Source organism: Mesorhizobium sp. P2_C5_2 (assembly GCF_056404535.1).
Genome location: NZ_JBFUDV010000005.1, coordinates 763146 through 785834, shown reverse-complemented (window position 1 = coordinate 785834; position 22689 = coordinate 763146). Strand labels below are relative to the sequence as shown.

The following is a 22689-nucleotide window of genomic DNA, read 5'->3' as shown; positions in this document are numbered from 1 at the left end:
ATCGTTCCCCCGCTGACAGCCTCCCGAAACCCTCGGTTAACCAATCAGCAACGATTGTTCAATCGCAAGCCAACATGACAGCGTTTTTGCTGCAAGGCAAAATCACTTAGAATTCGAACGCATGAATACGTTCAAATCCCGGTAGTGGCTTAATTGCCGCATTAAATGCCCGTCTTCCGGTTACAACCCCCCCTGCCTTGAAAAACAAGCGGGCTACACCCGCATTGCCCTGCCCTTCGACAGCCACCAGACGGCCGCCTTCGGCGAGTTGGCCGAGCAGCGCCGCCGGCACGTCCTCGACGCTGCCGCCGACGAGAATCACATTGTAGGGCGCCTTGGCGGCATGACCTTGCGGCAACGGCCCGGTGACCACGGCGACATTGTCGCAGCCCTGCGCCGAGAGTGCGGCCTTGGCCGTTTCCGCCAGTCCGGCATCGCTTTCCAGCGCGATGACGGATTTTGCCAGTCTGGACAGCAGCGCCGCGCAATAGCCGGTGCCGCAGCCGACATCGAGCACCGAATCGCCGGCGCCGATCTCGGCCAGCTGCAAAAGCTTGGCCAGCGGCGACGGCTCCATGAGGTAGCGTGCACCGCTGCCGTTGGCGCCGTCGGAGATGCGGATATCCCCGTCAATATAGGCAAGAGCCTGCTGGCCTGCCCCGACAAAGGCCTCGCGCGGAACCGCGAGCATGGCATCGAGCAATGCTGCGTCTGTCACGTCGGTGGTGCGGACCTGGCCGTCGACCATCTTGACGCGAAGTTCGGAGAAATCAGCGCTCATGTCCCAACCAATCCGTCAAAAGCCAATGCGCTGAAATGCGCTTGTCGCGCCAACACTGCGGCGCATTCGACCGGAACTCAAGCCCCCGCCGCGCGGGAGCTGAAGCAACTGGAGGCCTCGCCCGGAATCGAACCGGGGTGCAAGGATTTGCAGTCCTCTGCGTAACCACTCCGCCACGAGGCCTCGTCGCTCCCGGCGAGCGAACTCAATATGGTGGCGGCGAAAGGTCGTCAAGCGTCCGCGCAGCATTCCGGCGCGCTTTCCGCGTCAGCTTCCGCAACGTGGTTCCCGAGCGGTGTAACCGCTTGGCGCGGTATATTAGGCAGTCGTTAAGCATGGCCTGCCGATCGGTGAAACTCGAACCTGCGGGTTTACGTTGCGGGAGATGGAGGTAGCCCATGCCTAGGGCCGCAACGGACTGGAAAAACAGCGAGGGCAGATTGTCGCTGCTGCGCTGCGAAGAGCTTGTGCGCTACGCGATCGACCGCCTCTCCATCGAGGGTGCAAACCGGCTTTCGCCGCATGATCGCGCGCGGCTGGCTTCAGCCGCTGCCGTCCTCAAGGAAATCTGCGAGGGGCTGGAAAAGCACAGCGGCCGCTGAGCCGGGACCGCGCCATCGCTTTTCAACTCGGCCGGCGGCGTCGTTCCCACCAGACGACGAACCGCCGCCGCTGGCGGCGCACCGCGGCAAATTCGTAGGAAAGCACCAAAAGGCCGAGCGGAATCATCCAGAAGCCGAGAATCGGCAGGAAGCCGAGAATGCCGAAAAACACCAGCACGATGCCGATGGCGATCCTGAGGCCGCGCGAGCGCGGCATGGTGAACTCGCGGCCGAACACCGAAATTTTCCGCGCCGGTGCCTGGTTTTCGCCTGCTGCAGTCATGTCGAAAGTCGATCCGGTTGCCATCAGTAAAGCCATATGCCGTAAAGGCTGCAATCGCCTTTTCGGTTCCGCCGACCAAGGCCGGACGGCGCCCAAGACCGCTCATATGTGGTGTCATCAGGCGATTGCCAGAAACCATTGCATGAAAAAGCGCTAAAAAAATGCGAAATGCTTCTTTGCAAAGCCGAAACGGGTTTGCTATAGGCTGCGCCACTCACATGAGAGCCTCTGTTCCCCGGTAGCTCAGTGGTAGAGCAACCGGCTGTTAACCGGTTGGTCGCTGGTTCGAATCCGGCCCGGGGAGCCAACATTTCCAAGGTCTTTAGAGTTCTCAGGAACAGCCGGAGATCGGCTGATCTACAGCATATTTACACAACTCGACTTCGCTAGGTGCTGATCTACACCCGGAGGAGAGAATGACCATTGACCACGTTTTCGACGATCTGATCCGGCTGCAGGGAGCCCAACCGAAAGGAAATTGGCGCGCCTTTGCCATGTTCGACTGACTTACTGGCCGCCTTCGCCGGGTCAGCCTGAGATAATTTCGTAGGTAAGGAGCTGAGCGTCGCTGAGGGACGACCTCCGTCCAGGCGAGATGACGCCGGAGCCGAACAGGAGAACGGATTCACGGCGCACGAACACTTCTTGGTCAGGTCCAGTCGACACAAATGTGCCCGACGAGCTTCGCTCAACAAGCCCCGCCCTGCCGTTCGAAATGGTGAAGGTCGCGTGGTGCCGTGAGACCCAGGGCCGCAGGACGACGATATTGCATTCAGGAGATCGGCCGATGGTCACGAATTCGTTGTTGCGGCAAGATCGCAACTGATCTCCATAGCGGATGATTAGATTGATGTGCCTTGGCGGGGCGAACCGCCTATCGATAATGGTGCCCCGGCTGGCGATCTGCGTAGTGAGGCCCCCATCGTCGCTACCCAGGGTATAGACGTCGAAGGGCTCTTCCTTCCCCTTGAAGGGCATTTTGTCGAGGAGCCGCAAGGCACCGCGGCCCTCTGGGGAAAGGGCTTCGAAGAAGCTCTGGCTGATCAGCACCTCCCCCGGGTTCGCCGTGGTGGACAATCTCGCCGTGACATTGACAACGTCGCCGAATACTTCGCCCCGCGTGCGAATAACCGCCCCGAAGTGCAATCCGATCCGGGTGGTCAGCGACCCTTTCGTCAGCTGGCTGCTAATCTGACGGACGGCCGTTAGCGCCGCGTCTGGCCTCTCGAACAGGCTAAGCACGTCATCGCCCTTCGAGTGAATGAAATCACCGCCGTGCCGGAGGGAAATCTCGCGTATAGTGTCTAGGCAATCCGAGACCTGCTGCAGAGCGGCATCGTCGCCGATGCGCTCATAAAGCGGCGTGCTGCCCACCACATCGGCTAACAGGACTGCGGCTAGAATTCTTTCCTGATCCATCGTCCTAAAGCTCCGGCACCGGCTTTATCTCTACAACTGAAACTTGCCACCCGTCCCTGCTTGCGTTGTAGAATGCACGGCAGGGCGGTCTGGCGCTACCGGCAGCGTGACATGATGGGCGTGTGGGCGAGCTTGATGATGCCTTCTGGGCTTGTGTGGCGCCGATCAATCGCGCCGGAATGCCCGTGATGGATCGGAGCAGGCGCAACGTGCTGATCGGTGCGTCTATCTTCGGAGCCTTGAGCCTTGCGGGCTGCTTCCTGCTATGTGCGCAATGCGGCAAATCAGGACAAAATCCCCCATGGCCGAAGCCAGCCACCCCAAACGCCCGCTAGGACAGGCGAAGCCGTTGCTGGAGGAAGATATCGCACCGGCGCTTGCGCGCCTTGATGCCTGGTATTCTACCCATCTTCCGCCAGACAAATATGTGTTCAATCCTCCGGCCACCGGCGCACAACTGGATGCGTTCGAGCGGCTAATCGGCCTCAAGTTGCCGCGCGCCTCTCGAGACCTATACCGGTGGCACAACGGCGAAAACGACGACCGTTGGGGCCATATCTATGGGCTTCCGCTGCTGCCGCTGCATCAGGCAGGGGCGCAATGGAAAGCCTGGCGCGATGTGCTCGCTGACTTCGGCGGCAATCGCTATGAAAGTCCGGGAGGGCGTGGCCTGAAAACGCGGTTGACCCGGCCTATATCAATCTGCGCTGGATACCGCTGACCCATGACGGCTCAGGCAATCATATCGGCCTCGATTTCAATCCCTGGCCCAGCGGTCGTGTCGGCCAGGTCATCCTCTATGGGCGCGACGAAGATGTGAAGGCGGTGCTTGCGGAATCCCTCGGCGAGTTCCTCGAGTGGATCGCCGGCTTGCTGGAAAGCGGCAATTTCACGTTGGAAGCAGCGGAAGAGCCAATGTTGCGCCAGTTCCGATTGAAAGCCCCCGCATCAAACGACTTCCAGGAAGGCGCACGAAGCCTTCTAGGTGCACCTGGTCCCTTCCTATGACGGCAATCGCATTCGCTGACGCACTTATTAGGCGTTCCTAGGATCTCACCTGAAAGTCCTGCACCTTCGCAAAGGAAACAGCCCGACGCGCCACGCAGGTCGGCGGAACCTGGACGCGCGTCGGGCCATTTGCGGGTGGGCTAGAAAACGGGGTTCGGCCCGCAACGCCCAAACTATAGGCACCGTAGCTATTGCTCAACCAGGACTGAAGTCCCCGGTCTTCCGTGGGTTCTGTCCCTGCAGGCTCGCCGAGAGCACCCTCCCGGGTTCTCAGCGAGCCAGCCACCCCGGCACGAGGGACACAACGGAGCGACCTCTAACCTGTACGGGTTCGATGTGCAGAAAGTTACGAAGCATCTCCCAGGAGACTTCGTGCCACTCGATCCACGGCTGGGTAGCATCATCCGGACCACCCAAAATATATGAGGATTCACTAAAAAGTTTGGAACATCAGATGGACAGGGACAGAACCAAAGCGGTCACGTCAGACCTTCGAAAGCAAGCCGCAAGACTTTAGTCTGATAGAAAAAGCCCACCACTGAGGTCCCAGCAGTGGGCTTTAAGCGGCTACATCCACAGAGGGAATCGACCGCCTTGCAAATACAACTCCAGATGAGCGGCTATGGTTCCCGGTGGATCCGTTACGGTCTGAGTTGGGCGCCGCCAACTCAACGGAAGCCGGCGGTGCCCTTAGCTAGCAACCAGCGGCACGGTGACGGTTGTCGAGTAATTGATGGGGTATTGGTCGAAATACGGGAAGGCGATGACGAAGCCATAGCTGGCGGTCAGATGCGCCATCTTGAAGCCGCCGCTGGCAGGGTCGATCGCGATCGTCACGATGACGTTCTGCAGACCCAGGCTCACCAATTTCTGCGTAGCGATGGCCTGGATGTCGCTCTGCGAAAGCGTGTTGTTCAGCTGCAGCGCCCGAGAAGAGGTCTCCAGCGTATAGCGGACGGTCGACACGGCATTCATGGCCCAGCCGAAGGCGAAGATTCCGAACAAAAGCATCACCAGGACAGGGGCGATCAAGGCGAATTCCAGCCCTGCTGCGCCGGAGCAATCACGGCGCCATCTGGACCCGATCCTTTCAGCGGACACGGATCACCTGCTGATGACTGATCGCGCGCGGGTCCGGGAAGACACCGAAGTTGAACGGGGGCACCCAGGTGCCTGTCGCCGTTATCTGGACGAAGACGGTCGGCAGCTTCGTTCCGCCGCAGATGGTGGTCGCATCCACGACCGTGGTGCCGCACAAGTAGGAGCGGACCAGCACGACCGCGGCGTCATCGGGCTTGTTGTCCCAGCTTGAAAGCGCGACCGCCTGCGTTCCCGTGTCTTTGGCCGCGTCACTGCCCGCGCCGGCCATCACCAGATTGGCCGCGGTTTTAACGCCGGCCCGCATCTGCAGGTAGCTCGTCACGTAGGACCAGCCGTCGGCGATGCCGAAGCAGACCAAGCACAGGATGGGCAGCACCATGGCAAATTCCACGGCGGCCATCCCGGCTTTGTCCCGGACAATGCGCAAGGTCCGCTTACCCATCCCGCTACTCGACGAGCTGAACGGACTGCGTCGCCGGAATGTCCTTCATTCCAAGGCTGGTGCAGTTCTGCTTGATGGTCGTACTGCCGGACCACTGGATGGTGTCGGCGACGACCTGGGTGCAGCCGCCGTTCCCCGAGAAATTGCCAAGGTAGTTGACCTGCTGCCTGGGAAAATAGATGGCGCCGGTCAGAAGCGAGTTCGCCGTGCCATTGAAGGTGCTCTGCGCCGCGGTCCCCGTCCTGTCGCCGTAGAACAGCACGCCGGAATAGGTTCCGGATGTCGGCGCACTCAGCGTCACCGTGGCGTTGCCGTTCATACTGACGGTGTTGCTGCCTGCCATGAAGATGGTTACCCCGCTGCCCGCGACGACCGCGTTGGCGTTGACCTTCATACTGCCCTGCACGACATAGACGCCGGGAGAAAGCGTGACGTTGCCGCTGAGGCTCATGCCGCTGCAGTAGGTGCCAGGCTGGAGTGTTTGCGAGTTCTTGTTGCCGTTGACATTCTTGCACGGGTTGCTGGCCGTCGGCGTCGCCAGGCTGGAGAAAGGATCGGCTGCCGGCAAGGCCTGGGTCATATTGGACTTGCAGACCGTGGTCGCAGGAACGTTCAGCACCATGCCGCCGACCGTGATCAGACAGTCGGCCTTTATCGTCGCCGATCCCTGGGTCTTGATGGCGTCCGAGGCAATCGAGTCCGCCATGACCGAGCAGCCGGTGAGGTTGACGGTGGTGTTGCCGGAAAAGAGCGCAGCCTGGGCGGCCGACGGGCTGAGCGCCAGCACGCAGGCTTTCGAGGCGTCGGTGATGAGCGCCACGGCCCTCGCCTGTTCCGGCACCGGCGTGCTGTTGAAGATCGCCGTGAAGTAGCGATCGAGGTTCTGCTTGACGATGACCTCCACCGCCTTCTTCGCGGTGTTCGGGCCGGACAATGGCGGCGTGTTGACCTGGATCGTGCCCGGCGTGGCAAAATTGTTCGAGGTCGCCGACAGCGTGGCGGCGGCGATGATGGTCGGGTTGTCGGAACCCGCGACCTTCTCGAGCGCGCCGGCATAGGCCGCGGCATCGGCCACCGCCTGCAGCTTCAGGCTGTTGTAGTACCAGAGGGAGGTCTCGACACCGAGGCCTGCGCCGCCCACCACGACCGGCAAGGTAAAGGCAAAGATGACGGCAACGTTACCGTTCGTGGCGCGTCTTAGGCGGCCCCAAAAAAACCGGATCCGGGTAAAAGCATTGAATGCCATATGTTATTAGAAATCACGAATAGATAAACGAATGTCTAAAGACTCCATTCCGATTCGACGTAGTCCGACGGGCTAGGCGCGCGTTCGCGCCTGGAATTGTCGTTGGGAAGCTTAGCGATCTGTCGCGTGTCACCGCCACCGATGGCGGAAGACAGGTCGATATGAGCACGTGGTCCAAGTCGGATCGCGAGCGACACAATGAATCGTGACGGAGCCGGATGGGCTTTTACCCGCTGGGCGTTTACCCGCCAGACATCGGCGCCCGGTGCGTTTCATTCGCTTAATGCATGTCGCCCAAAAGTGCGCAGCGGTTTTGGGACAACGACTTGCATAAATACAACAACCTAAAGCGCGTCGCATGAGGCCGTTCAGACGCGACGCGCTTTAGGCCTTCAAACGCCACCGAATTGTTCTCTGAAATCGTCAAGCACGCCCTTGCGGGGGCGAAGCTGCTCGCTTGACCGGCTGTTTGGCGGCGTCCGGAATGGCCTCCTTCGCCTCCTGCTCAGTGTTCCGCCGCCCGTAGACAAGCCCAAACACAAGCGCGAAATACCCCACCTGCAGCAGAAAAGCGGCGATGACGCCCCAGATTACACCCTTCCCGATGGACCCCGTGTCAAGATAGGCCCAAACTGCAACGAGCACCGACGTCGCCAGCATTCCCACCAGAAACCGCGGAAAATACATTGACCCAAACCCCTTGCCGCCGTTCCCCAACGGCTCCCCGCACCCTCCTGACCATTATTTAGTATTTTAGCAATTGCGCAAGTATGGCAGTTCGGTCGCTTGCGCAGCCGCCCTGAGGGAGAAGCCTTCCGGGCTAGGTGTCCTCGCGGAAATTCTGCAGCGAGGCAGGGCGCACGTCCTTCCGGCAAGGCTATATGCGTTACGCGATCACACCATACCCTTGACTGGTGAGTCCGCTATTCTTCATGGGCGGCGGACCCCATTTCCGCCTTAAGGCCGGCGCCACCCCAAAAGCCCACCCAGGCATACCCCAACGGCGTCGGCCATTTTTCCCCGGAACATCTCCACGACAGCGACGTTCGCCTTGATGGCTATCGTCACCGGGTTCGCATCTGCGGTGGTGGTTCTGTTTGTCGTGCTGCTGTTCATCCATGCAGCCCGAGACCTTCAAAGCTCGCCCAGCTATCACCGGTTATGTCGCCGCCTGCGCAAAGGCTTTTAGCGCCTGACGCGCATTGCCTGTTGATTCCCATCAGGTAGGGCCTGCGTAGCCGGCGGCTAGTCTCTAGCAGCCAGTCACGATCCACGGATCGGTGTCGTATCCGAGGCGTGGTTCTTCCGGCGTTGCACCAACGGCGATCAATCTTCCTCGCGGAATCCTGAAACGAGGCATGGCACAGGCTTCACATCCAATCTTTTGCACGTAACGGAGAGCGAGGACAGATCGGTGGTCGCCGTCCATCGCGATACCGCGAAGTGGAACGGCAAACGGCTGGATGTGCTCACCTGCACCGTCTTCGACATCAGGAACGGCAAGGCGATGGACCGCCGCTCAGGCTCAGGTGGTGGCATCCTGGAAGCGGTCGTTGAGGTCGCGGCGCAGGCCGGCATTGACATAGAATGGTGAAGCCTATGGCCGCATCGAGAACCTGTTCGACGAGCAGTACCAGGAAGTGTTCGGCTATAACACGCAAGGCCGAACTGCTTTCATCGGCTTGAGAGGGAGCTATTGAGCGCGATGTCGACAGGCAGCCATTCCATCACGATCGTGGGGGCAGTGTTTGCCGCCCTCACCTTGAGTGCATGCCTGCCGGCCCTGGCAGACGCGGCGCCAAAGCGCGTCGTCTCTATGAACCTGTGCACCGACGAAATGGCGATGCTGATTGCCGACCCGGGGCAACTTTATTCCGTGTCCTATCTCGCCAGCGACCGCGCCTCGTCGGTGCTGGCCGATCAGGCCGGTTCCTACGTGGTCAATCATGGTGCCGCCGAAGAGATCTTCCTGATGCAGCCCGATCTGGTCATTGCCGGCACCTATACGACGCGCACCACCGTTGCGCTGCTCCGGCGCCTCGGCTTCCGGGTCGAGGAATTCGCGCCGGAAAATTCTTTCGACGATATCAGGGCCGGCATCACCCGCATGGGCGAGATTCTCGGCCGCCGGCAGCGCGCCGGCGAACTGGTCGCCGAGCTCGATGCCGGCCTGGCCGAGCTTGCCGCCCAAAAGCCGCCGGATAAGACCGTCGCGCTCTACTACGCCAACAGCTACACCTCCGGTTCGGGAACGCTGGCCGACGCCATCGTCAAGGCTTCGGGCCTGACTAACATCGCCGACACGCTGGATTTCACCGGCACCACCAAGCTGCCGCTTGAGCTGCTGCTGCTCGCCAATCCCGACATTGTCGTCGACGGCGGCAGCCACCAGGAGACGCCGGCGCTGGCGCAGGAGAATTTCGTCCGCCCGGCTTACCAAGCGCTCAGCGGCCGCAAGATCGCGGTGCCGGCGAAATACACCATCTGCGGCGCGCCGTTCACGCTCGAAGCCGTCCGTATCCTGCAGGATGCGGCGCGAAAACCGGCCGGCGCGCCATGAGCGAGCTTGCCCGTTACCGGCTGGTGCTTTCCCTTCTCGGCCTGGCTGTTGTGATCCTGTTCCTGCTGTCGCTCACCGTCGGCCCGGCGGCGATCGGTTTTGGCGACAGCCTGGCGGCGCTGTTTTCCGACAAGCGCGACGCCATTGCCCTGATCATGCAGGAGATCCGCCTGCCCCGCGCCATACTCGGCCTGATGATCGGCGCCACGCTCGGCCTGTCGGGGGCAGCGCTTCAGGGCTGGCTGCGCAACCCGTTGGCCGAACCCGGCCTGCTCGGCGTCAGCGCCTCGGCCTCGCTGGGGGCGGTGATCGCCATCTATTCCGGCCTGGCGACGGTCTTTGCGCTCGGCCTGCCGCTGGCCGCCCTTGCGGGTGCTGTGCTGGCGGTGTTCGTCGTCCAGGCCATGGCCGGCATGCGCGGCGGCACGATGACCATCATCCTGTCCGGCGTCGCCGTCTCCGCTTTCGCCGGCGCCATGACCTCGCTGGCGCTGAACCTCTCGCCCAATCCGTTTGCCGCACTCGAAATCACCTTCTGGATGCTGGGCTCGCTGACCGACCGGTCGATGACGCATGTCTGGCTGTCAGCACCCTTCATGCTTATCGGCTGGGCGATGCTGGCAAGCCTTGGCCGCTCCCTCGACGCGCTGACGCTCGGCAGAGACGCCGCCGCCTCGATGGGCGTCGATACCAGGCGCGTGCAGTTTATGGCCGTTTTCGGCACGGCGGCTTCAGTGGGGGCTGCAACCGCGGTGGCCGGCGCTATCGGTTTCGTCGGCCTGGTCGTGCCGCATATGCTGCGACCGCTGGTCGGCGCACGGCCGTCGCGGCTCTTACCAGCCAGCGCGCTCGGCGGCGCCGCGATGCTGCTCGCCGCCGACATCGCGGTGCGGGTCATTGCACCCGGCCGCGACCTCAAGCTCGGCGTGCTGACAGCAATCGTCGGCGCGCCGTTCTTCCTGTGGCTGGTCTACAGCACCAGGAGGCAGCTGTTGTGAGCCTGCTCTCCGTTTCCAATCTTCGCGTCTCGCTCGGCGGCAAGCCGGTGCTCAACGGCCTGTCCTTCGACATCCAACCCGGCGAGTTCGTCGGCCTGATCGGCCCCAATGGCGCCGGCAAATCGACCTTGCTGCGCGCCGCTCTTGGGCTTGTTCCGAACCAAGGCAGGATCGCCATCGACGGGCGTGAAACCCTCTCCATTCGCGAGCGCGCGCAACACGTCGCCTACCTGCCACAGGAGCGCGACATCGCCTGGGCGGTCTCGGTGGAGATGCTGGTGTCGCTCGGGCGCACCCCGCACGGTTCGGCCTTTTCGCGCCTGACAGCCGCCGATCTCGATGCCATCGAGCGCGCCATGCGGCGCATGGAGGTCGACGCGTTTCGCGATCACCCGGCCACCAACCTCTCCGGCGGCGAGAAGGCGCGCGTGTTGATCGCCCGCGCCCTGGCGCAGGATGCGCCGCTGCTTTTGGCCGACGAGCCGACGGCCGGCCTCGACCCCTCCCACCAGATCGGCTTGATGCGGATCTTTGCCGACCTTGGCCGTGAAGGCCACGCGGTCGTGGCCTCGATGCACGATCTTGGCCTCGCCGCCCGCTGGTGCTCGCGGCTGATCCTGCTCGACCACGGCCTCGTCGTCGCCGACGGCCCGCCGCGCACCGTCCTGACCACTGAGCGCCTGCGCTCGGTCTATGGCGTCGAAACCTATCTCGGCGAAGCAGCCGGCGCGATGATAGTTCAACCCTTGGACATTGCTGCGACCACAGCCCAGAGAACCAGGTGAGGAGGAGCGCGATGATCGAGCTCGAATATCTGCTGCGCGAACATCTCGCGGACTGGCGCACCGGCTGGAGCATGGGCACGTTCGGCGCCATCGCCGAGTTCCATCAGGATGCCGGCGAGATCACCGTGGTGGACGAGCCGCACAGCCTGATGCGTGCGACAAAGCGCGGCGCCATCCACATCGACCGCAGGCGGCTGGCCGGCATCCGCGCCATTGCCCATGAGACGGTCAGTCCAAAACGCCATCGCTGGAGCCAGGCGGTGTCGCTGTGCCTGCCCGAGGCACGGGCGCGGCGTTCGGCCCGCTCAGTGCTGACCGAACTTGGCCCCGACGACGACGCCATCCGCGGCATCGACCGCACCGGCATCCTGTTCGACATGGGCCTGTCGCTGCCGCAATGCGATTTCTGCGTCCGCACCAGCGAACCGAAACTGCTTTCGGCCTTGCGAGCCGGCCTTGGCCGTTCGCTGTTCGATCACGACAATCCGGCGCTGATGGCGGTGCTTGCCGGCCATCCGCACCGCATCGCGCTGACCAATATCGGCCGCGTCGAGGTCTATCAGAAGATCGGCGGGCCGGAGACCGGCGGCGTCTCGCCGCCCGGACCGCACACGCATCTGTTGCCGAAACTGTTGAAGAGCGGCCGCACGCATTCGGCCAACACACCCATTCCTGATGGGTTGCTGCCGCTCGGCTCCCTGCATCCCGGCAATCCGGTGATCGGTCCGATGGGCGAGGACCTGCCCTTCGATGCCGACCTGCATCGCGATTTCCAGGCCTTGCTGGAGAATTACGGCAATCCCGAAATCGTCGCCGTGAAGCAACATGTGCTCGACGAGCTTGCCAGTGGCGATGGACCGGAGCGTTTCGACATGCCCGCCAACCGCTTTGCCCGCGCCGCCGTGCGGCTGGCGCTGCGCCAGCAGGCGCATGTCGCCACGCACGATCGCGACGACAGGCTCGGCGCCGTCATCGCCGCCTGGCAGGCGGTACATGAGCAGATTGCCCAGCAGGACGGCGAAGACGACGACGCGCCGGGGCACTAGCCTGGCGCGCCCTCGTCTCGCAGCCATGATGGATGATGGAACGGGCGGATGACGTTATGTCTCGATAACTGAACTTTGGCCCCTTGCGCGCAGATGCCTGCCGCGGGACGGTGGCAGCAAAATTTGGAGGACCCATGCGAAACATTCTGGCATCGACGCTGCTGTTCGTGGTCGCGTTATCTGCAAACCCTGCTGCGGCGCTGGACAGTTCCAGCCCACCCGTCGTCGTGACCCCGCTTGCCGATCGCACACAGACGGCCTCCGGCCAGCCGATCGTACTGCCGCAGAAAAATGTCCAGGTGCTGGTTTCGACCTACGACATCGCGGTCGGCGCCACCTTGCCGGTGCACAAGCATCCGTTTGCCCGTTACGCCTATGTCGAGGCCGGAACGCTCAAGGTGACGAACGTCGAGACCGGCAACAGCAACACTTACAAGACAGGCGACTTCATCGTCGAGATGATCGGCCAATGGCACCAGGCCACCAATATCGGCGACGGCCCGGTCAAGCTGCTGGTCATCGACCAGGTCGAACAGGGCGCCAAGAACACCATCCTGCAGAAACAATAGATCTCCCGCGACGGATCTAGGCCGCGTACCGGCTGGCCCAAGCAGCGATTGGCTGTTCCCGCTTCCCCGGCAATCGAGCCGATGCTAGGGCTGGCCATCTTTAAATCATGAAGGACTGCCCCTTGGCCGGAAATGCTCGCCCCCTGATCGAAATCTGCGTCGAAGGCATCGACGGACTGCTGGCCGCGCAAGCCGCTGGTGCCGACCGGGTCGAGCTCTGCGCCAGCCTGGTCGAAGGCGGCATCACGCCAAGCCTCGGCACGGTGCGCGCCGCGCTCGGGAGCGCGACCATTCCCTTCCATGTCATCGTGCGCCCGCGCGGCGGCGACTTCCTCTACACCGAGGCCGAATACCGCTCGATGCTCGCCGATGTGGCAGCGCTTCGCGATCTCGGCGTCGCCGGCGTCGTCGTCGGCTGCCTCAATGCCGACGGCACCATCGACGAAACCCGCATGGGCGCACTGGTCGAGGCGGCCGGTCCGCTCAACGTCACCTGCCACCGCGCCTTCGACATGACGCGCGACCCCGCCGAGGCGCTGGAAGCGCTGATCCGCTGCAAGGTCGGCCGCGTGCTGACCAGCGGCCAGAGGGACACTGCGGTGGAAGGCGCCGGCCTGCTGGGGGATCTCGTCCGCCAGGGGGGCCACCGCGTCATCATCCTCGGCTGCGGCGCGCTCGATCCCGAAAACATCGCCGGAGTGCTGGCAACAACCGGGCTTGCCGAAATGCATTTCGCCGCGCTCAAGGACGTGCCGAGCGCAATGGCCTACCGCAATCCGCAAGTCGGCATGGGCGGCACCGATCTCGACCGCGAGTACCGCACCACCGTCACCGACGCAGCGCTGGTGGCGACGACGATTGCGGCGGCGAGAGCGTGATGAGCAAGGCCATGACTGGACGGTTGCCGATCAGCAGCGTCTCGGCAGCCGACGAGGCGGCCATCCTTGCACTCAACAACGAGCACGCCGCCGAGCTGTCATGGCTTGAGTCGGAACGGCTATCCTTCCTGCTCGGCGAAGCGTTTTACATCAGGCGCATCGGTTCCCTCGAAGCCTTCATCATGACCTTCGACCAGGATGCCCGCTACGACAGTCCGAATTTCCTCTGGTTCCGTGAGCGCTATCCACGTTTCGTCTATGTCGACCGTGTCGTCGTTGCCGCTGAGGCACGCGGCCGCGGCCTTGCCCGCCGCCTTTATGAGGATCTGTTCGTGGAAGTCGCCCGCGCGGGCCACAGCATCGTCACCTGCGAGGTCAATGCCGAACCGCCCAATCCGGCCTCGGACGCCTTCCACGCCGCGCTCGGCTTCACCGAGGTCGGCGACGCCGTGATCCATGGCGGCAAGAAGGCGGTGCGCTACTACCTCAGGCAGATCGCCGGCTGACGCGGGCGCCACTGGCGCCATAAAGAAGCCCGGACTAATATAACGCTTCCGCCAGTCGGGGGGCGAAATACCATGCCGAGCAACGTCTTCCGCTTCGACGAAAGCTGGGACATCCCCGAGGCGACGCCGCAAGATGTGTGGGACGTGCTCTCCGACGCCGAATTGCTGCCGCTGTGGTGGGGCGATGTCTACAAGGAAGTCGTGCCGCTCGACCGCAAGGGCAAGGGCGTGGTCGGCTCGCGGGCCAAAGCCCGGGCGCGCGGCGCCCTGCCCTATGAATTGAACTTCATCGTCGAGGCCGCTGAGCTCGAGCCCGGCCGCCTGGTGGTGGTGAAGACCTTCGGCGATTTCGACGGGCTGTGGCGAGCGGAACTGTCCCCTTCGGGAACCGGCACCTGCGTCGACCTTGTCTGGCAGGTGACGGTCGAGAGGCCGATCCTCAAACTCCTGGCGCCGCTGCTCAGGCCAGCCTTTGCCTGGAACCACCGCTGGACCACCCCGCGCGGCGAAGCCGGCCTGCGCCGCTATCTCGCGGCGCAGAAGAAGGGCAAAGCGGCCTGATGCCGCCTCGGCGCCGCATAACTCACCAATTGCGGTTCAGCCAGGCCCGCGCCGGCTTCTCGACCAGATAGTAGCTGCACAATGCGCAGGCGAAGACTGCCGCCAGCATCGGGGTCGGCGCGCTGCCCTGCTCGGCGACGAATTTGTAGAAGGGTTGTTGCCAGAGATAGAGCGAGTACGACCACAGGCCGATCATCACCATCGGCCTGGACGACAGCAGGCCGCTCAAATGCCAGCTGCTGGTATCCAGCGTGTTGACGGCAAGCGCCAGCAACGGCACCGCGAAGAGGTAGTGGATCGGCGTCGGCACCGGATCGAGGAACAGCAGAATGGCCGCAGCCGCCGACACCAGGCTGACATAGGGCCCTTTCAGGAATGTCGGCAGCCGGTCGTCATGCTTGAGCAGGCAGATCGAAGCCGACAGCAAGATCGAAGCGATATGCACGTCGGTGCGCCAATAGCTGTGCTCATAATCCATGCCGAGCACCCAGTACGAAATGGCGCCATTGGCCATCGCCAGCAGCGACAGCGTCACCAGCAGCCGCACGACATTGGCTCGCCCGGTCACCACCACGCTGATCAGCGCCAGGATGATATAGGCATGCTCTTCCACACACAGCGACCAGATATGGTCGAGCGCGCCGGCGCGATTAATGAGAATGCCGGCATAGTTGTAGGTGAAGGTCAGCGCCGTTAGCGCCGCCTTCCATTTGAAGGCAATGTAGGTGCCGGAAAGCCCGACCATGGCGGCGATCACGAACACCAGCAATGCCGGGTAGATGCGCGAGAAGCGGCGCTTGAAGAACTTTTTCAACGGAAAACGTTCGATGAACAGGATCTCGCCCATCAGTCGGCCGCTGAGCACGAAGAAGAATTCGACGCCGAGCACGCCGAGATTGATCCCGGGAACGGGGAAAAAATGCCCGATCAGCACCAGCGCGATCGACAGCCCCCGCCAGCCATCGAGATAGGCCAATCTGGTTCTTGCAGTCTGCTCGGCTGCCGCCCGCGGCAAGACAACGGACGCTGCGGAAATGTCGGCCATGCCGATCCTTTACGACGCAAGATCCTGCTGCAGCTCAGATCGCTGCGCTCAGAATCCACCGTGTCCGCCTGCCTACATATTGCAGTGCAATATCGCTTTGTGCAAGTGCGAGAATGGAGCCGTGGCAGTCCTTGGGAAGTATGCGTCTGTTCCTGCACGGGAATTACCTGGAGCAACGGATTCGCACGCGGCGGCGAACTCGCAAGAACTGGGCGGGTACAGCCAGCCCTCCACGAAAAAGGGGCCGCAAAGGCCCCTTTCCTTGTCAGTAGTTGACAGTATCAGGCATTGGCCGCGGCCACAGCGCGTTTTGCCATCACCGCGATCAGGTTGGCGCGGTATTCGGCCGAAGCGTGGAGGTCGGTCATCAAGGTCTTCGCCGGCACTTTCACGCCGTCGAGCGCCGATGCGGCAAAGTTCTTGGCAAGTGCGGCCTCGATCTCCTTCGAGCGGAACACACCGTCATCGCCGGCGCCGGTGACGGCAACGCTGACCCCGTCCTTGCCCTTGGCCACGAACACGCCGACGATCGCGTAGCGCGATGCCGGATTGCGGAATTTTTCGTAGGCCGCCTTGGCCGGCGCGGTGAAACTCACCGCGGTGACGATCTCGCCCTCCTTCAGCGCCGTTTCGAACAGGCCGGTGAAGAATTTGGCGGCTGCAATCTCGCGCTTGTTGGTGATGATGGTGGCGCCGAGCGCCAGCAGCGCCGCCGGATAGTCAGCGGCCGGATCGTTGTTGGCAACGGAGCCACCGATCGTGCCCTTGTGGCGCACCGCCGGATCGCCGATCAGCGATGCCAGATGCGCCAGCGCCGGACAGGCCTTCCTAAGCTTCTCGTCATTGGCAACGTCGTAATGCGTGGTCGCGGCGCCGATGGTGACGGTTTTGCCCGACACCTTGACGCCTTGCAGCTCCTTTATCCGCGACAGGTCGACCAGGTCGGAAGGTGCTGCAAGCCGTGTCTTCATCGCCGGGATCAGCGTCATGCCGCCCGACAAAAGCTTGGCGTCGCCGCTTTTCACCAGCTTGGCGGCGTCAGCGACCGAGGCGGCGCGATGGTAATTGACCGAATACATCTTCGTTCCTCCTCAATGCTTCTTCGTCGCGCGGATCGCCGCCCACACGGTGGATGGCGAGGCCGGCATGGCGATGTCGGTAATCCCCAAAGCGTCGGTGATGGCGTTGATGACCGCGGGCGGCGAACCGATGGCGCCGGCCTCGCCGCAGCCCTTGATGCCGAGCGGATTGCTCGGACACGGCGTGTTCGAGGTCGAGACCTTGAACGACGGCAGGTCGTCGGCGCGCGGCATGGTGTAGTCCATGTAGCTCGCCGTCAGCAATTGCCCGCTGGCGTCATAGTGCGCACCTTCCAGCAGCGCCTGGCCGATGCCCTGGGCAATGCCGCCATGCACCTGGCCCTCGACGATCATCGGGTTGATGATGTTGCCGAAATCGTCCGCCGCGACGAACTGGACGATCTCGGTCGTGCCGGTTTCCGGATCGATCTCGACCTCGCAGATGTAGCAGCCGGCCGGGAAAGTGAAGTTCGCCGGGTCGTAGAAGGCGGTTTCCTTCAAGCCGGGCTCCATGCCGGCCGGCAGATTGTGGGCGGTGTAGGCGGCAAGCGCCACCTGGAACCAGGGCAGGCTCTTGTCGGTGCCGGCGACCTTGACCTCGCCATTCTCGATGACGATGTCGCCCTCATCGGCCTCAAGCAAATGGGCGGCGATCTTCTTGGCCTTGGCCTCGACCTTGTCGAGTGCCTTGGCGATGGCCGACATGCCGACGGCGCCCGAGCGCGAGCCATAGGTGCCCATGCCCATCTGCACCTTGTCGGTGTCGCCATGGACGATCGACACCGAATCGATCGGCACGCCAAAACGCTGGTTGACCAGCTGCGCGAAGGTCGTCTCATGGCCCTGGCCATGACTGTGCGAGCCGGTCAGAACTTCGATGGTGCCGACGGCATTGACCCGCACTTCGGCCGATTCCCACAGGCCGACGCCAGCGCCGAGCGAGCCGACCGCCGCCGACGGCGCGATGCCGCAGGCCTCGATGTAGCAGCTCATGCCGATGCCGCGCAGCTTGCCCGCCTTGGCGGCGGCCGCCTTGCGCTTGGCAAAGCCGGCATAGTCGGACGCCTGTGTCGCTGCATCGAGCGAAGCGCCGTAGTCGCCTGCGTCATAGTTCATGATGACCGGCGTCTGATGCGGGAAGGAGGTGATGAAGTTGGTGCGCCGAAGCTCCGCCGGCGACACGCCGAGTTCGCGCGCCGCCGTCTCCATTGTGCGCTCCAGCAGATAGGTCGCTTCCGGCCGCCCTGCCCCGCGATAGGCGTCTACCGGTGCCGTGTTGGTGTAGACGGTGCGCACATTGGCGTGGATCGTCGGGATATTGTACTGCCCCGACAGCAGCGTCGCGTAGAGATAGGTCGGCACGCAGGACGAGAACAGCGACATGTAGGCGCCGAGATTGGCGATGGTGTCGACCTTGAAGCCGGTGATCTTGTTGTTCTTGTCGAAGGCCATCTCGACGGTCGAGACATGGTCGCGGCCATGCGCGTCGGTGAGAAAGCTTTCGGTGCGGTCGGCGACCCATTTGACCGGCACGCCGGTTTTCTTCGACGCCCACAGGCAGACGATTTCTTCGGGGTAGATATAGATCTTCGAGCCGAAGCCGCCGCCGACATCGGGCGCGATGACGCGCAGTTTGTTTTCCGGCGCGACATTGTAGAAGGCGCTCATCACCAGCCGCGCGACATGCGGGTTCTGCGAGGTCGTCCAGCAGGTAAAGTGGTCCTCGGCCTTGTCGTAATGGCCAAGCGCCGCGCGCGGCTCCATGGCGTTGGGCACAAGCCGGTTGTTGACGATCTTCATGCGGGTGACATGGGCGGCGGCCTTGATCGCCGCATCGGTCGCCTTGGCGTCGCCGATCTCCCAGTCGAAGATCAGATTGTCGTCGGCCTCGGCATGGACCTGCGGCGCGCCTTTTTGCAGCGCCTTGGTGGCATCGACCACCGCCTTCAATTCCTTGTAGGTGATCTCGACGGCTTCCGCCGCGTCGCGCGCCTGGCCCTTGGTTTCGGCCACCACGATGACGATGGCGTCGCCGACATAGCGCACCTTGTCGACGGCGAGCGGCGACCAGGCCCCCATCTTCATAGGCGAGCCGTCCTTGGAGTGGATCATCCAGCCGCAGATGAGGTTACCGATGCCGTCGGCCTTGAGTTCCTTGCCGGTCAAGACGCCGATGACGCCGGGCATGGCTTGCGCCTTCTTGACGTCGATCTTCTTGATCTGCGCATGCGCGTGCGGACTGCGCACGAAAGCGGCGTGCTTCATGCCGGGAACCACCATGTCGTCGACATAACGGCCGGCGCCGGTGATGAACCTTTTGTCTTCCTTGCGCACGACCCGAGCGCCAATACCTTCAATGCCCATAAGAAATTCCTCCGGAATTTAGGGAGTAGTCAGTAGGGATTAGGCAGTAGGGGAAGGGGCTCTCGGATCCGTGTGGGCCGCTTGCCCTACTCCCTATTGCCTACTCCCTACTGCCTTGTTCACGCTGCTTGTTTCGCCTTGCCCTTCGACGCCTTCGCCATCGTCTTCGATGCGGCGAGGATTGCCTTGACGATGTTGTGGTAGCCGGTGCAGCGGCAGATGTTGCCTTCGAGCTCGGCGCGAACCGTCGCCTCGTCGAGGCCTTCGGGATGGCGGGCGATCATGTCGGTCGCCGTCATGATCATGCCCGGCGTGCAGAAGCCGCATTGCAGCCCGTGATGCTCCTTGAACGCCGCCTGCACCGGATGCAGGTCGGCGCCATTGGCGAGCCCCTCGATCGTCACTACGGTCGACCCGGAAGCCTGCACGGCCAGCATCGAACACGACTTCACCGCTTTGCCGTCGACATGGACGACGCAGGCGCCGCATTGCGAGGTATCGCAACCGACATGCGTTCCGGTGAGACCAAGATTTTCGCGCAGGAAATGAACCAGAAGCGTTCGGTCCTCGGCAGCGCCGCTGACCCGTTTTCCGTTCACGACAAACGAAACGTCCGACATGCATCCTCCCTGGGTATAACCTCGGTAATCATGCTGCTGCCGATGCGGCGTTGGCGCTCGGCCACGTGCTATTCGTACACCGCACAACGCGCAAAAAACACACGGTGCTCATTGTACTTTCGGTCATGGAGAAACCGAAAATCATCGGCCCGACCGCCCCATTGCCAAAGTGCGGATTGAAGGCAACAATGTCATCGACGCTGGCGCTCCAAAGGACATAAAAACAAAGAACAGGCGCGCACAGAAATGCGTCGGAGGAATGCGGAGAAAGCTGCTGGCCAGTTCACGGACGAGCTATGCATCCGGTCTGTCGGCGCTCACCACCGACGAGCCCGACGCTAATGCATTCGCCCGGGCGGTCGCCGCCGAAGCCTCTGCCATCGACGCTGGCTTTGCGCTGCTGTTCTTCTCCCAGAGCCTGGTCGATGCCACTGCTTTGTCGCATGCGCTCAAGGCCCACGCGCCGGCGCTGGCCTACGCCGCTTGCTCGACCGCCGGCGAGATCACCCCGCAGGGCCTCGAGGACGGCCACGTACTGGCCCTGCTCTTTCCCTCCGCGTCGTTTTCGGCGGTCAGCACCATGGTCGACAATCTCTCTTCGTCGGGCATGGACAGGATCACCGACGAGGTCGAGGCCTTGCGGCGATTGCTGCGCGGGCGCACCGGCAGTTGCCACACCAAAAGCACCTTCGCGCTCTGCTTCATCGACGGCCTGTCGTTTGCCGAGGAAGCGGTGACCTCGGCCATTCATTGGGGGTTGGACGACATCCCGCTGCTCGGCGGTTCGGCGGGCGATGATCTGAAATTCGAAACCACCAGGCTGATCTCGAACGGCAAGGTTGCGTCCGACAGCGCCATCATCGTGCTGATATCAACCGAAATTCCCTTCCACGTCTTCAAGACCGACAATTTCGTCCCCACCGACGAGAAGCTGGTGGTGACGGCATCCGATCCCGACCACCGCACCGTGCGCGAATTCAACGCCACCAATGCGGCTGAGGAATATGCAGCCTCGGTCGGCATCGTTGCGCAGAACTTGACGCCGCTGAGCTTCGCTTCGCACCCCGTGGTGGTGAAGGTGGGTGGCGAATATTACTGCCGCTCGATCCAGAAAATGCATCCCGACGGCTCGCTGTCGTTCTTCTGCGCCATTGACGACGGCGTCGTCCTGTCCATCGCCCAACCCAAGGACATGGTGGAATCGACGCGCGCCGCACTGCGCGACGTCGAGGAGCGGCTCGGCGGCATCGACATGATCCTCGGCTTCGATTGCGTGCTGCGAAGACTGGACGCCCGCAACCGCCAGGTGTTCCGCGACATTTCGGAGCTTTACCGGGTCAACAACGTCATCGGCTTCGGCACCTATGGCGAGCAGTACCGCTCGATGCACCTCAATCAGACTTTCACCGGCATCGCCTTTGGCGACCGACAGGCGGCGGAATAGGTTCCATGCCGCTCAGGGATATCGACGACATCGACAGGCTGAAGAAGATCAACGCCGCCCTGGTCAGCCGCGTCGAGCGCTCGATGGACCAGCAGGGCAACGCCTTCTCGCTGTTCCAGACCGCGATTTCGCTCGAAAATCGAGTGCGCATCCGTACCGAGGAGTTGCACTCGACGCTTCGTCGCCTGGAGCAATCCAATATCGACCTCAGCGCGGCCAAGGAAAACGCCGAGCTGGCGAACCTGTCCAAAACCAGGTTCCTGGCCGCTGCCAGCCATGACGTCCTGCAGCCGCTGAACGCCGCCCACCTCTCCGTCTCGGCGCTGGCCGAGGTGCAGACCAGCGACGAGGGCAAGAAACTCGTCCGCCAGGTCGAGCGCTCGCTGGAGACGATGGAAGACCTATTGCGCACGCTGCTCGACATTTCCAAGCTCGATGCCGGCGTGGTCTTGCCCGACATTGGCGACGTCAATCTGGAGACGTTGTTTTCTTCGCTGCGCTCGGATTTCCTGCCGGTGGCCGAGACGAAGGGCCTGGCGCTGAAGTTCCGCCCGGTCAGCGCGGTGGTGCGTTCGGACCGCACGCTGTTACGCCGCATCCTCCAGAACATCCTGTCCAATGCATTGCGCTACACCCGTTCGGGCGGCGTGCTGGTTGGCACCAGGCATCGCGGCGACACCATCCGCATCGACGTCGCCGACACCGGCTGCGGCATTCCCGAGGATCAGCGCGAGGCGGTATTCGAGGAATTCCATCGCGGCTCCGCCATTCCGGCCGATACCGGGATCTCCGGAGGCGGGCTGGGGCTGGGCCTTGCCATCGTGCGGCGCATGGCCGCCGCGCTCGGCCATCCGGTGACGTTCTCCTCGAAGGTCGGGCGCGGGACCATCTTCCACATCGATGTTCCGGTCGGCATCGGCGCCAGCGCCGATGCCATCGCCAGCCTTGCCGAGATGGAGCGTCCGCGCGGCTACGGCCTGTTCGGCACCAAGGTGCTTTTGGTCGAAAACGATGCCGATGTGCTGCAGGCGATGACTTTCCTGCTCGAGCGCTGGCAGTGCCTGGTGCGCGCCGCGACCTCGACCGAGGATGCAATCAGCCTGCTCGGCGACACCGACTGGGTGCCTGACATCGTCATTGCCGACCAGCATCTCGACGACGGCGATCTCGGCACCGCCACCATCGCCGAAGTCCGCGACTATCTCGGCCGCGCTGTTCCGGCCCTGATCGTCACCGCAGACAGCTCCGAAGCCGTGGTGAAAGCCGCCCGCGCCGCCGGCATCGAGCTGATGCGCAAGCCGCTGAAACCGGCGCAACTAAGGGCGCTGCTGGCCCATTTGCTGGCTTAGAGA

Annotated in this window: 25 protein-coding genes and 2 tRNA genes; 15 read left to right on the top strand and 12 right to left on the bottom strand. The window is 62.8% G+C overall.

The genetic code is table 11. The annotated features are described in order from the left end of the window. Positions 1-106: 106 nt before the first annotated feature. Complete coding sequence (locus AC1D1B_RS22280; protein ID WP_477334546.1) at positions 107-781, bottom strand: protein-L-isoaspartate O-methyltransferase family protein; 675 nt, start codon at positions 779-781, stop codon at positions 107-109. A gap of 109 nt (positions 782-890) precedes the next feature. Beyond that, positions 891-964 (bottom strand) — tRNA-Cys (locus tag AC1D1B_RS22275). A gap of 215 nt (positions 965-1179) precedes the next feature. Here AC1D1B_RS22275 and AC1D1B_RS22270 point away from each other — a divergent pair. Beyond that, complete coding sequence (locus AC1D1B_RS22270; RefSeq protein WP_477334545.1) at positions 1180-1383, top strand: hypothetical protein; 204 nt, start codon at positions 1180-1182, stop codon at positions 1381-1383. A 22-nt stretch (positions 1384-1405) separates the two neighbouring features. Here AC1D1B_RS22270 and AC1D1B_RS22265 read toward each other — a convergent pair whose 3' ends face one another. Further along, positions 1406-1666, bottom strand: coding sequence for a PGPGW domain-containing protein (locus tag AC1D1B_RS22265; protein ID WP_181056168.1), 261 nt, complete (start codon positions 1664-1666; stop codon positions 1406-1408). Between the two features lie 232 nt (positions 1667-1898). Between AC1D1B_RS22265 and AC1D1B_RS22260 the strand changes: the two genes are divergently transcribed. Further along, a tRNA-Asn gene (locus AC1D1B_RS22260) sits at positions 1899-1973 on the top strand. A 221-nt stretch (positions 1974-2194) separates the two neighbouring features. Here AC1D1B_RS22260 and AC1D1B_RS22255 read toward each other — a convergent pair. Beyond that, the gene (locus AC1D1B_RS22255) at positions 2195-3085 is read right to left on the bottom strand and encodes an adenylate/guanylate cyclase domain-containing protein (RefSeq protein WP_477334544.1); all 891 of its coding nucleotides are present in this window, start codon (positions 3083-3085) and stop codon (positions 2195-2197) included. Between the two features lie 301 nt (positions 3086-3386). Between AC1D1B_RS22255 and AC1D1B_RS22250 the strand changes: the two genes are divergently transcribed. Both AC1D1B_RS22250 and AC1D1B_RS22245 read left to right on the top strand, forming a co-directional pair. Continuing rightward, positions 3387-3806, top strand: a complete 420-nt coding sequence (locus AC1D1B_RS22250) for an SMI1/KNR4 family protein (RefSeq protein ID WP_477334543.1) — start codon at positions 3387-3389, stop codon at positions 3804-3806. Then, entirely contained in the window at positions 3782-4093 is a 312-nt protein-coding gene (locus AC1D1B_RS22245) for an SMI1/KNR4 family protein (protein WP_477334890.1), read from the top strand. The genes AC1D1B_RS22250 and AC1D1B_RS22245 overlap by 25 nt, the downstream gene beginning before the upstream one ends. Positions 4094-4783: 690 nt before the next feature. Here the strand turns inward: AC1D1B_RS22245 and AC1D1B_RS22240 are convergent. The 4 genes from AC1D1B_RS22240 to AC1D1B_RS22225 all read right to left on the bottom strand — a co-directional run bounded on the left by AC1D1B_RS22240 (position 4784) and on the right by AC1D1B_RS22225 (position 7569). Continuing rightward, positions 4784-5194, bottom strand: coding sequence for a TadE/TadG family type IV pilus assembly protein (locus AC1D1B_RS22240; RefSeq protein ID WP_477334542.1), 411 nt, complete (start codon positions 5192-5194; stop codon positions 4784-4786). After that, a complete protein-coding gene (locus tag AC1D1B_RS22235; RefSeq protein ID WP_477334541.1) occupies positions 5184-5594 on the bottom strand; it encodes a TadE/TadG family type IV pilus assembly protein in 411 nt (136 codons plus the stop codon). Before AC1D1B_RS22235 ends, AC1D1B_RS22240 begins: the two co-directional genes overlap by 11 nt. 46 nt (positions 5595-5640) lie before the next feature. Then, entirely contained in the window at positions 5641-6882 is a 1242-nt protein-coding gene (locus AC1D1B_RS22230; protein WP_477334540.1) for a pilus assembly protein TadG-related protein, read from the bottom strand. A gap of 423 nt (positions 6883-7305) precedes the next feature. Continuing rightward, positions 7306-7569, bottom strand: a complete 264-nt coding sequence (locus tag AC1D1B_RS22225) for a hypothetical protein (RefSeq protein WP_477334539.1) — start codon at positions 7567-7569, stop codon at positions 7306-7308. Between the two features lie 727 nt (positions 7570-8296). On the opposite strand from AC1D1B_RS22225, the gene AC1D1B_RS22220 reads away from it, so the two are divergent. The 9 genes from AC1D1B_RS22220 (at position 8297) to AC1D1B_RS22180 (ending at position 14785) form a co-directional block, all read left to right on the top strand. Then, entirely contained in the window at positions 8297-8476 is a 180-nt protein-coding gene (locus AC1D1B_RS22220) for a hypothetical protein (protein ID WP_477334538.1), read from the top strand. Between the two features lie 111 nt (positions 8477-8587). Continuing rightward, entirely contained in the window at positions 8588-9442 is an 855-nt protein-coding gene (locus AC1D1B_RS22215) for an ABC transporter substrate-binding protein (RefSeq protein WP_477334537.1), read from the top strand. Further along, positions 9439-10440, top strand: a complete 1002-nt coding sequence (locus AC1D1B_RS22210) for a FecCD family ABC transporter permease (RefSeq protein ID WP_477334536.1) — start codon at positions 9439-9441, stop codon at positions 10438-10440. The genes AC1D1B_RS22215 and AC1D1B_RS22210 overlap by 4 nt, the downstream gene beginning before the upstream one ends. Next, positions 10437-11225, top strand: a complete 789-nt coding sequence (locus tag AC1D1B_RS22205) for an ABC transporter ATP-binding protein (protein WP_477334535.1) — start codon at positions 10437-10439, stop codon at positions 11223-11225. Before AC1D1B_RS22210 ends, AC1D1B_RS22205 begins: the two co-directional genes overlap by 4 nt. A gap of 11 nt (positions 11226-11236) precedes the next feature. After that, on the top strand, positions 11237-12271 hold the full coding sequence (locus AC1D1B_RS22200) for a DUF6925 family protein (protein WP_477334534.1): 1035 nt from the start codon (positions 11237-11239) through the stop codon (positions 12269-12271). Between the two features lie 134 nt (positions 12272-12405). Further along, complete coding sequence (locus AC1D1B_RS22195; protein ID WP_477334533.1) at positions 12406-12840, top strand: cupin domain-containing protein; 435 nt, start codon at positions 12406-12408, stop codon at positions 12838-12840. Positions 12841-12962: 122 nt separating this feature from the next. Continuing rightward, a complete protein-coding gene (locus tag AC1D1B_RS22190) occupies positions 12963-13718 on the top strand; it encodes a copper homeostasis protein CutC (protein ID WP_477334532.1) in 756 nt (251 codons plus the stop codon). 11 nt (positions 13719-13729) lie between these two features. Beyond that, on the top strand, positions 13730-14224 hold the full coding sequence (locus AC1D1B_RS22185) for a GNAT family N-acetyltransferase (protein WP_477334888.1): 495 nt from the start codon (positions 13730-13732) through the stop codon (positions 14222-14224). 72 nt (positions 14225-14296) lie between these two features. Continuing rightward, positions 14297-14785 carry an SRPBCC family protein gene (locus tag AC1D1B_RS22180; protein WP_477334531.1) on the top strand — a complete coding sequence of 163 codons (489 nt, stop codon included), beginning with the start codon at positions 14297-14299 and terminating at the stop codon, positions 14783-14785. Positions 14786-14807: 22 nt separating this feature from the next. Here the strand turns inward: AC1D1B_RS22180 and AC1D1B_RS22175 are convergent, their stop codons facing one another. From AC1D1B_RS22175 to AC1D1B_RS22160, 4 genes are all read right to left on the bottom strand, one after another. Continuing rightward, complete coding sequence (locus tag AC1D1B_RS22175; RefSeq protein WP_477334530.1) at positions 14808-15830, bottom strand: acyltransferase family protein; 1023 nt, start codon at positions 15828-15830, stop codon at positions 14808-14810. Between the two features lie 281 nt (positions 15831-16111). Next, on the bottom strand, positions 16112-16909 hold the full coding sequence (locus AC1D1B_RS22170) for an FAD binding domain-containing protein (RefSeq protein WP_477334529.1): 798 nt from the start codon (positions 16907-16909) through the stop codon (positions 16112-16114). 12 nt (positions 16910-16921) lie between these two features. Then, a complete protein-coding gene (locus tag AC1D1B_RS22165) occupies positions 16922-19273 on the bottom strand; it encodes a xanthine dehydrogenase family protein molybdopterin-binding subunit (protein ID WP_477334528.1) in 2352 nt (783 codons plus the stop codon). A 119-nt stretch (positions 19274-19392) separates the two neighbouring features. After that, on the bottom strand, positions 19393-19893 hold the full coding sequence (locus AC1D1B_RS22160; RefSeq protein WP_477334527.1) for a (2Fe-2S)-binding protein: 501 nt from the start codon (positions 19891-19893) through the stop codon (positions 19393-19395). A gap of 259 nt (positions 19894-20152) precedes the next feature. Here AC1D1B_RS22160 and AC1D1B_RS22155 point away from each other — a divergent pair, with 259 nt between their 5' ends. Both AC1D1B_RS22155 and AC1D1B_RS22150 read left to right on the top strand, forming a co-directional pair. Beyond that, a complete protein-coding gene (locus AC1D1B_RS22155; RefSeq protein ID WP_477334526.1) occupies positions 20153-21337 on the top strand; it encodes an FIST N-terminal domain-containing protein in 1185 nt (394 codons plus the stop codon). 5 nt (positions 21338-21342) lie between these two features. Continuing rightward, complete coding sequence (locus AC1D1B_RS22150) at positions 21343-22686, top strand: ATP-binding response regulator (RefSeq protein WP_477334525.1); 1344 nt, start codon at positions 21343-21345, stop codon at positions 22684-22686. Positions 22687-22689 lie beyond the last annotated feature (3 nt).

Excerpts from the sequence above, each read along its gene's own strand:
- AC1D1B_RS22280 (WP_477334546.1), bottom strand. The coding sequence starts at position 781 with ATGAGCGCTGATTTCTCCGAACTTCGCGTCAAGATGGTCGACGGCCAG.
- AC1D1B_RS22270 (WP_477334545.1), top strand. The coding sequence starts at position 1,180 with ATGCCTAGGGCCGCAACGGACTGGAAAAACAGCGAGGGCAGATTGTCG.
- AC1D1B_RS22265 (WP_181056168.1), bottom strand. The coding sequence starts at position 1,666 with ATGACTGCAGCAGGCGAAAACCAGGCACCGGCGCGGAAAATTTCGGTG.
- AC1D1B_RS22255 (WP_477334544.1), bottom strand. The coding sequence starts at position 3,085 with ATGGATCAGGAAAGAATTCTAGCCGCAGTCCTGTTAGCCGATGTGGTG.
- AC1D1B_RS22250 (WP_477334543.1), top strand. The coding sequence starts at position 3,387 with ATGGCCGAAGCCAGCCACCCCAAACGCCCGCTAGGACAGGCGAAGCCG.
- AC1D1B_RS22235 (WP_477334541.1), bottom strand. The coding sequence starts at position 5,594 with ATGGCCGCCGTGGAATTTGCCATGGTGCTGCCCATCCTGTGCTTGGTC.
- AC1D1B_RS22230 (WP_477334540.1), bottom strand. The coding sequence starts at position 6,882 with ATGGCATTCAATGCTTTTACCCGGATCCGGTTTTTTTGGGGCCGCCTA.
- AC1D1B_RS22225 (WP_477334539.1), bottom strand. The coding sequence starts at position 7,569 with ATGTATTTTCCGCGGTTTCTGGTGGGAATGCTGGCGACGTCGGTGCTC.
- AC1D1B_RS22215 (WP_477334537.1), top strand. The coding sequence starts at position 8,588 with ATGTCGACAGGCAGCCATTCCATCACGATCGTGGGGGCAGTGTTTGCC.
- AC1D1B_RS22210 (WP_477334536.1), top strand. The coding sequence starts at position 9,439 with ATGAGCGAGCTTGCCCGTTACCGGCTGGTGCTTTCCCTTCTCGGCCTG.
- AC1D1B_RS22200 (WP_477334534.1), top strand. The coding sequence starts at position 11,237 with ATGATCGAGCTCGAATATCTGCTGCGCGAACATCTCGCGGACTGGCGC.
- AC1D1B_RS22195 (WP_477334533.1), top strand. The coding sequence starts at position 12,406 with ATGCGAAACATTCTGGCATCGACGCTGCTGTTCGTGGTCGCGTTATCT.
- AC1D1B_RS22185 (WP_477334888.1), top strand. The coding sequence starts at position 13,730 with ATGACTGGACGGTTGCCGATCAGCAGCGTCTCGGCAGCCGACGAGGCG.
- AC1D1B_RS22180 (WP_477334531.1), top strand. The coding sequence starts at position 14,297 with ATGCCGAGCAACGTCTTCCGCTTCGACGAAAGCTGGGACATCCCCGAG.
- AC1D1B_RS22175 (WP_477334530.1), bottom strand. The coding sequence starts at position 15,830 with ATGGCCGACATTTCCGCAGCGTCCGTTGTCTTGCCGCGGGCGGCAGCC.
- AC1D1B_RS22170 (WP_477334529.1), bottom strand. The coding sequence starts at position 16,909 with ATGTATTCGGTCAATTACCATCGCGCCGCCTCGGTCGCTGACGCCGCC.
- AC1D1B_RS22165 (WP_477334528.1), bottom strand. The coding sequence starts at position 19,273 with ATGGGCATTGAAGGTATTGGCGCTCGGGTCGTGCGCAAGGAAGACAAA.
- AC1D1B_RS22160 (WP_477334527.1), bottom strand. The coding sequence starts at position 19,893 with ATGTCGGACGTTTCGTTTGTCGTGAACGGAAAACGGGTCAGCGGCGCT.
- AC1D1B_RS22155 (WP_477334526.1), top strand. The coding sequence starts at position 20,153 with ATGCGGAGAAAGCTGCTGGCCAGTTCACGGACGAGCTATGCATCCGGT.
- AC1D1B_RS22150 (WP_477334525.1), top strand. The coding sequence starts at position 21,343 with ATGCCGCTCAGGGATATCGACGACATCGACAGGCTGAAGAAGATCAAC.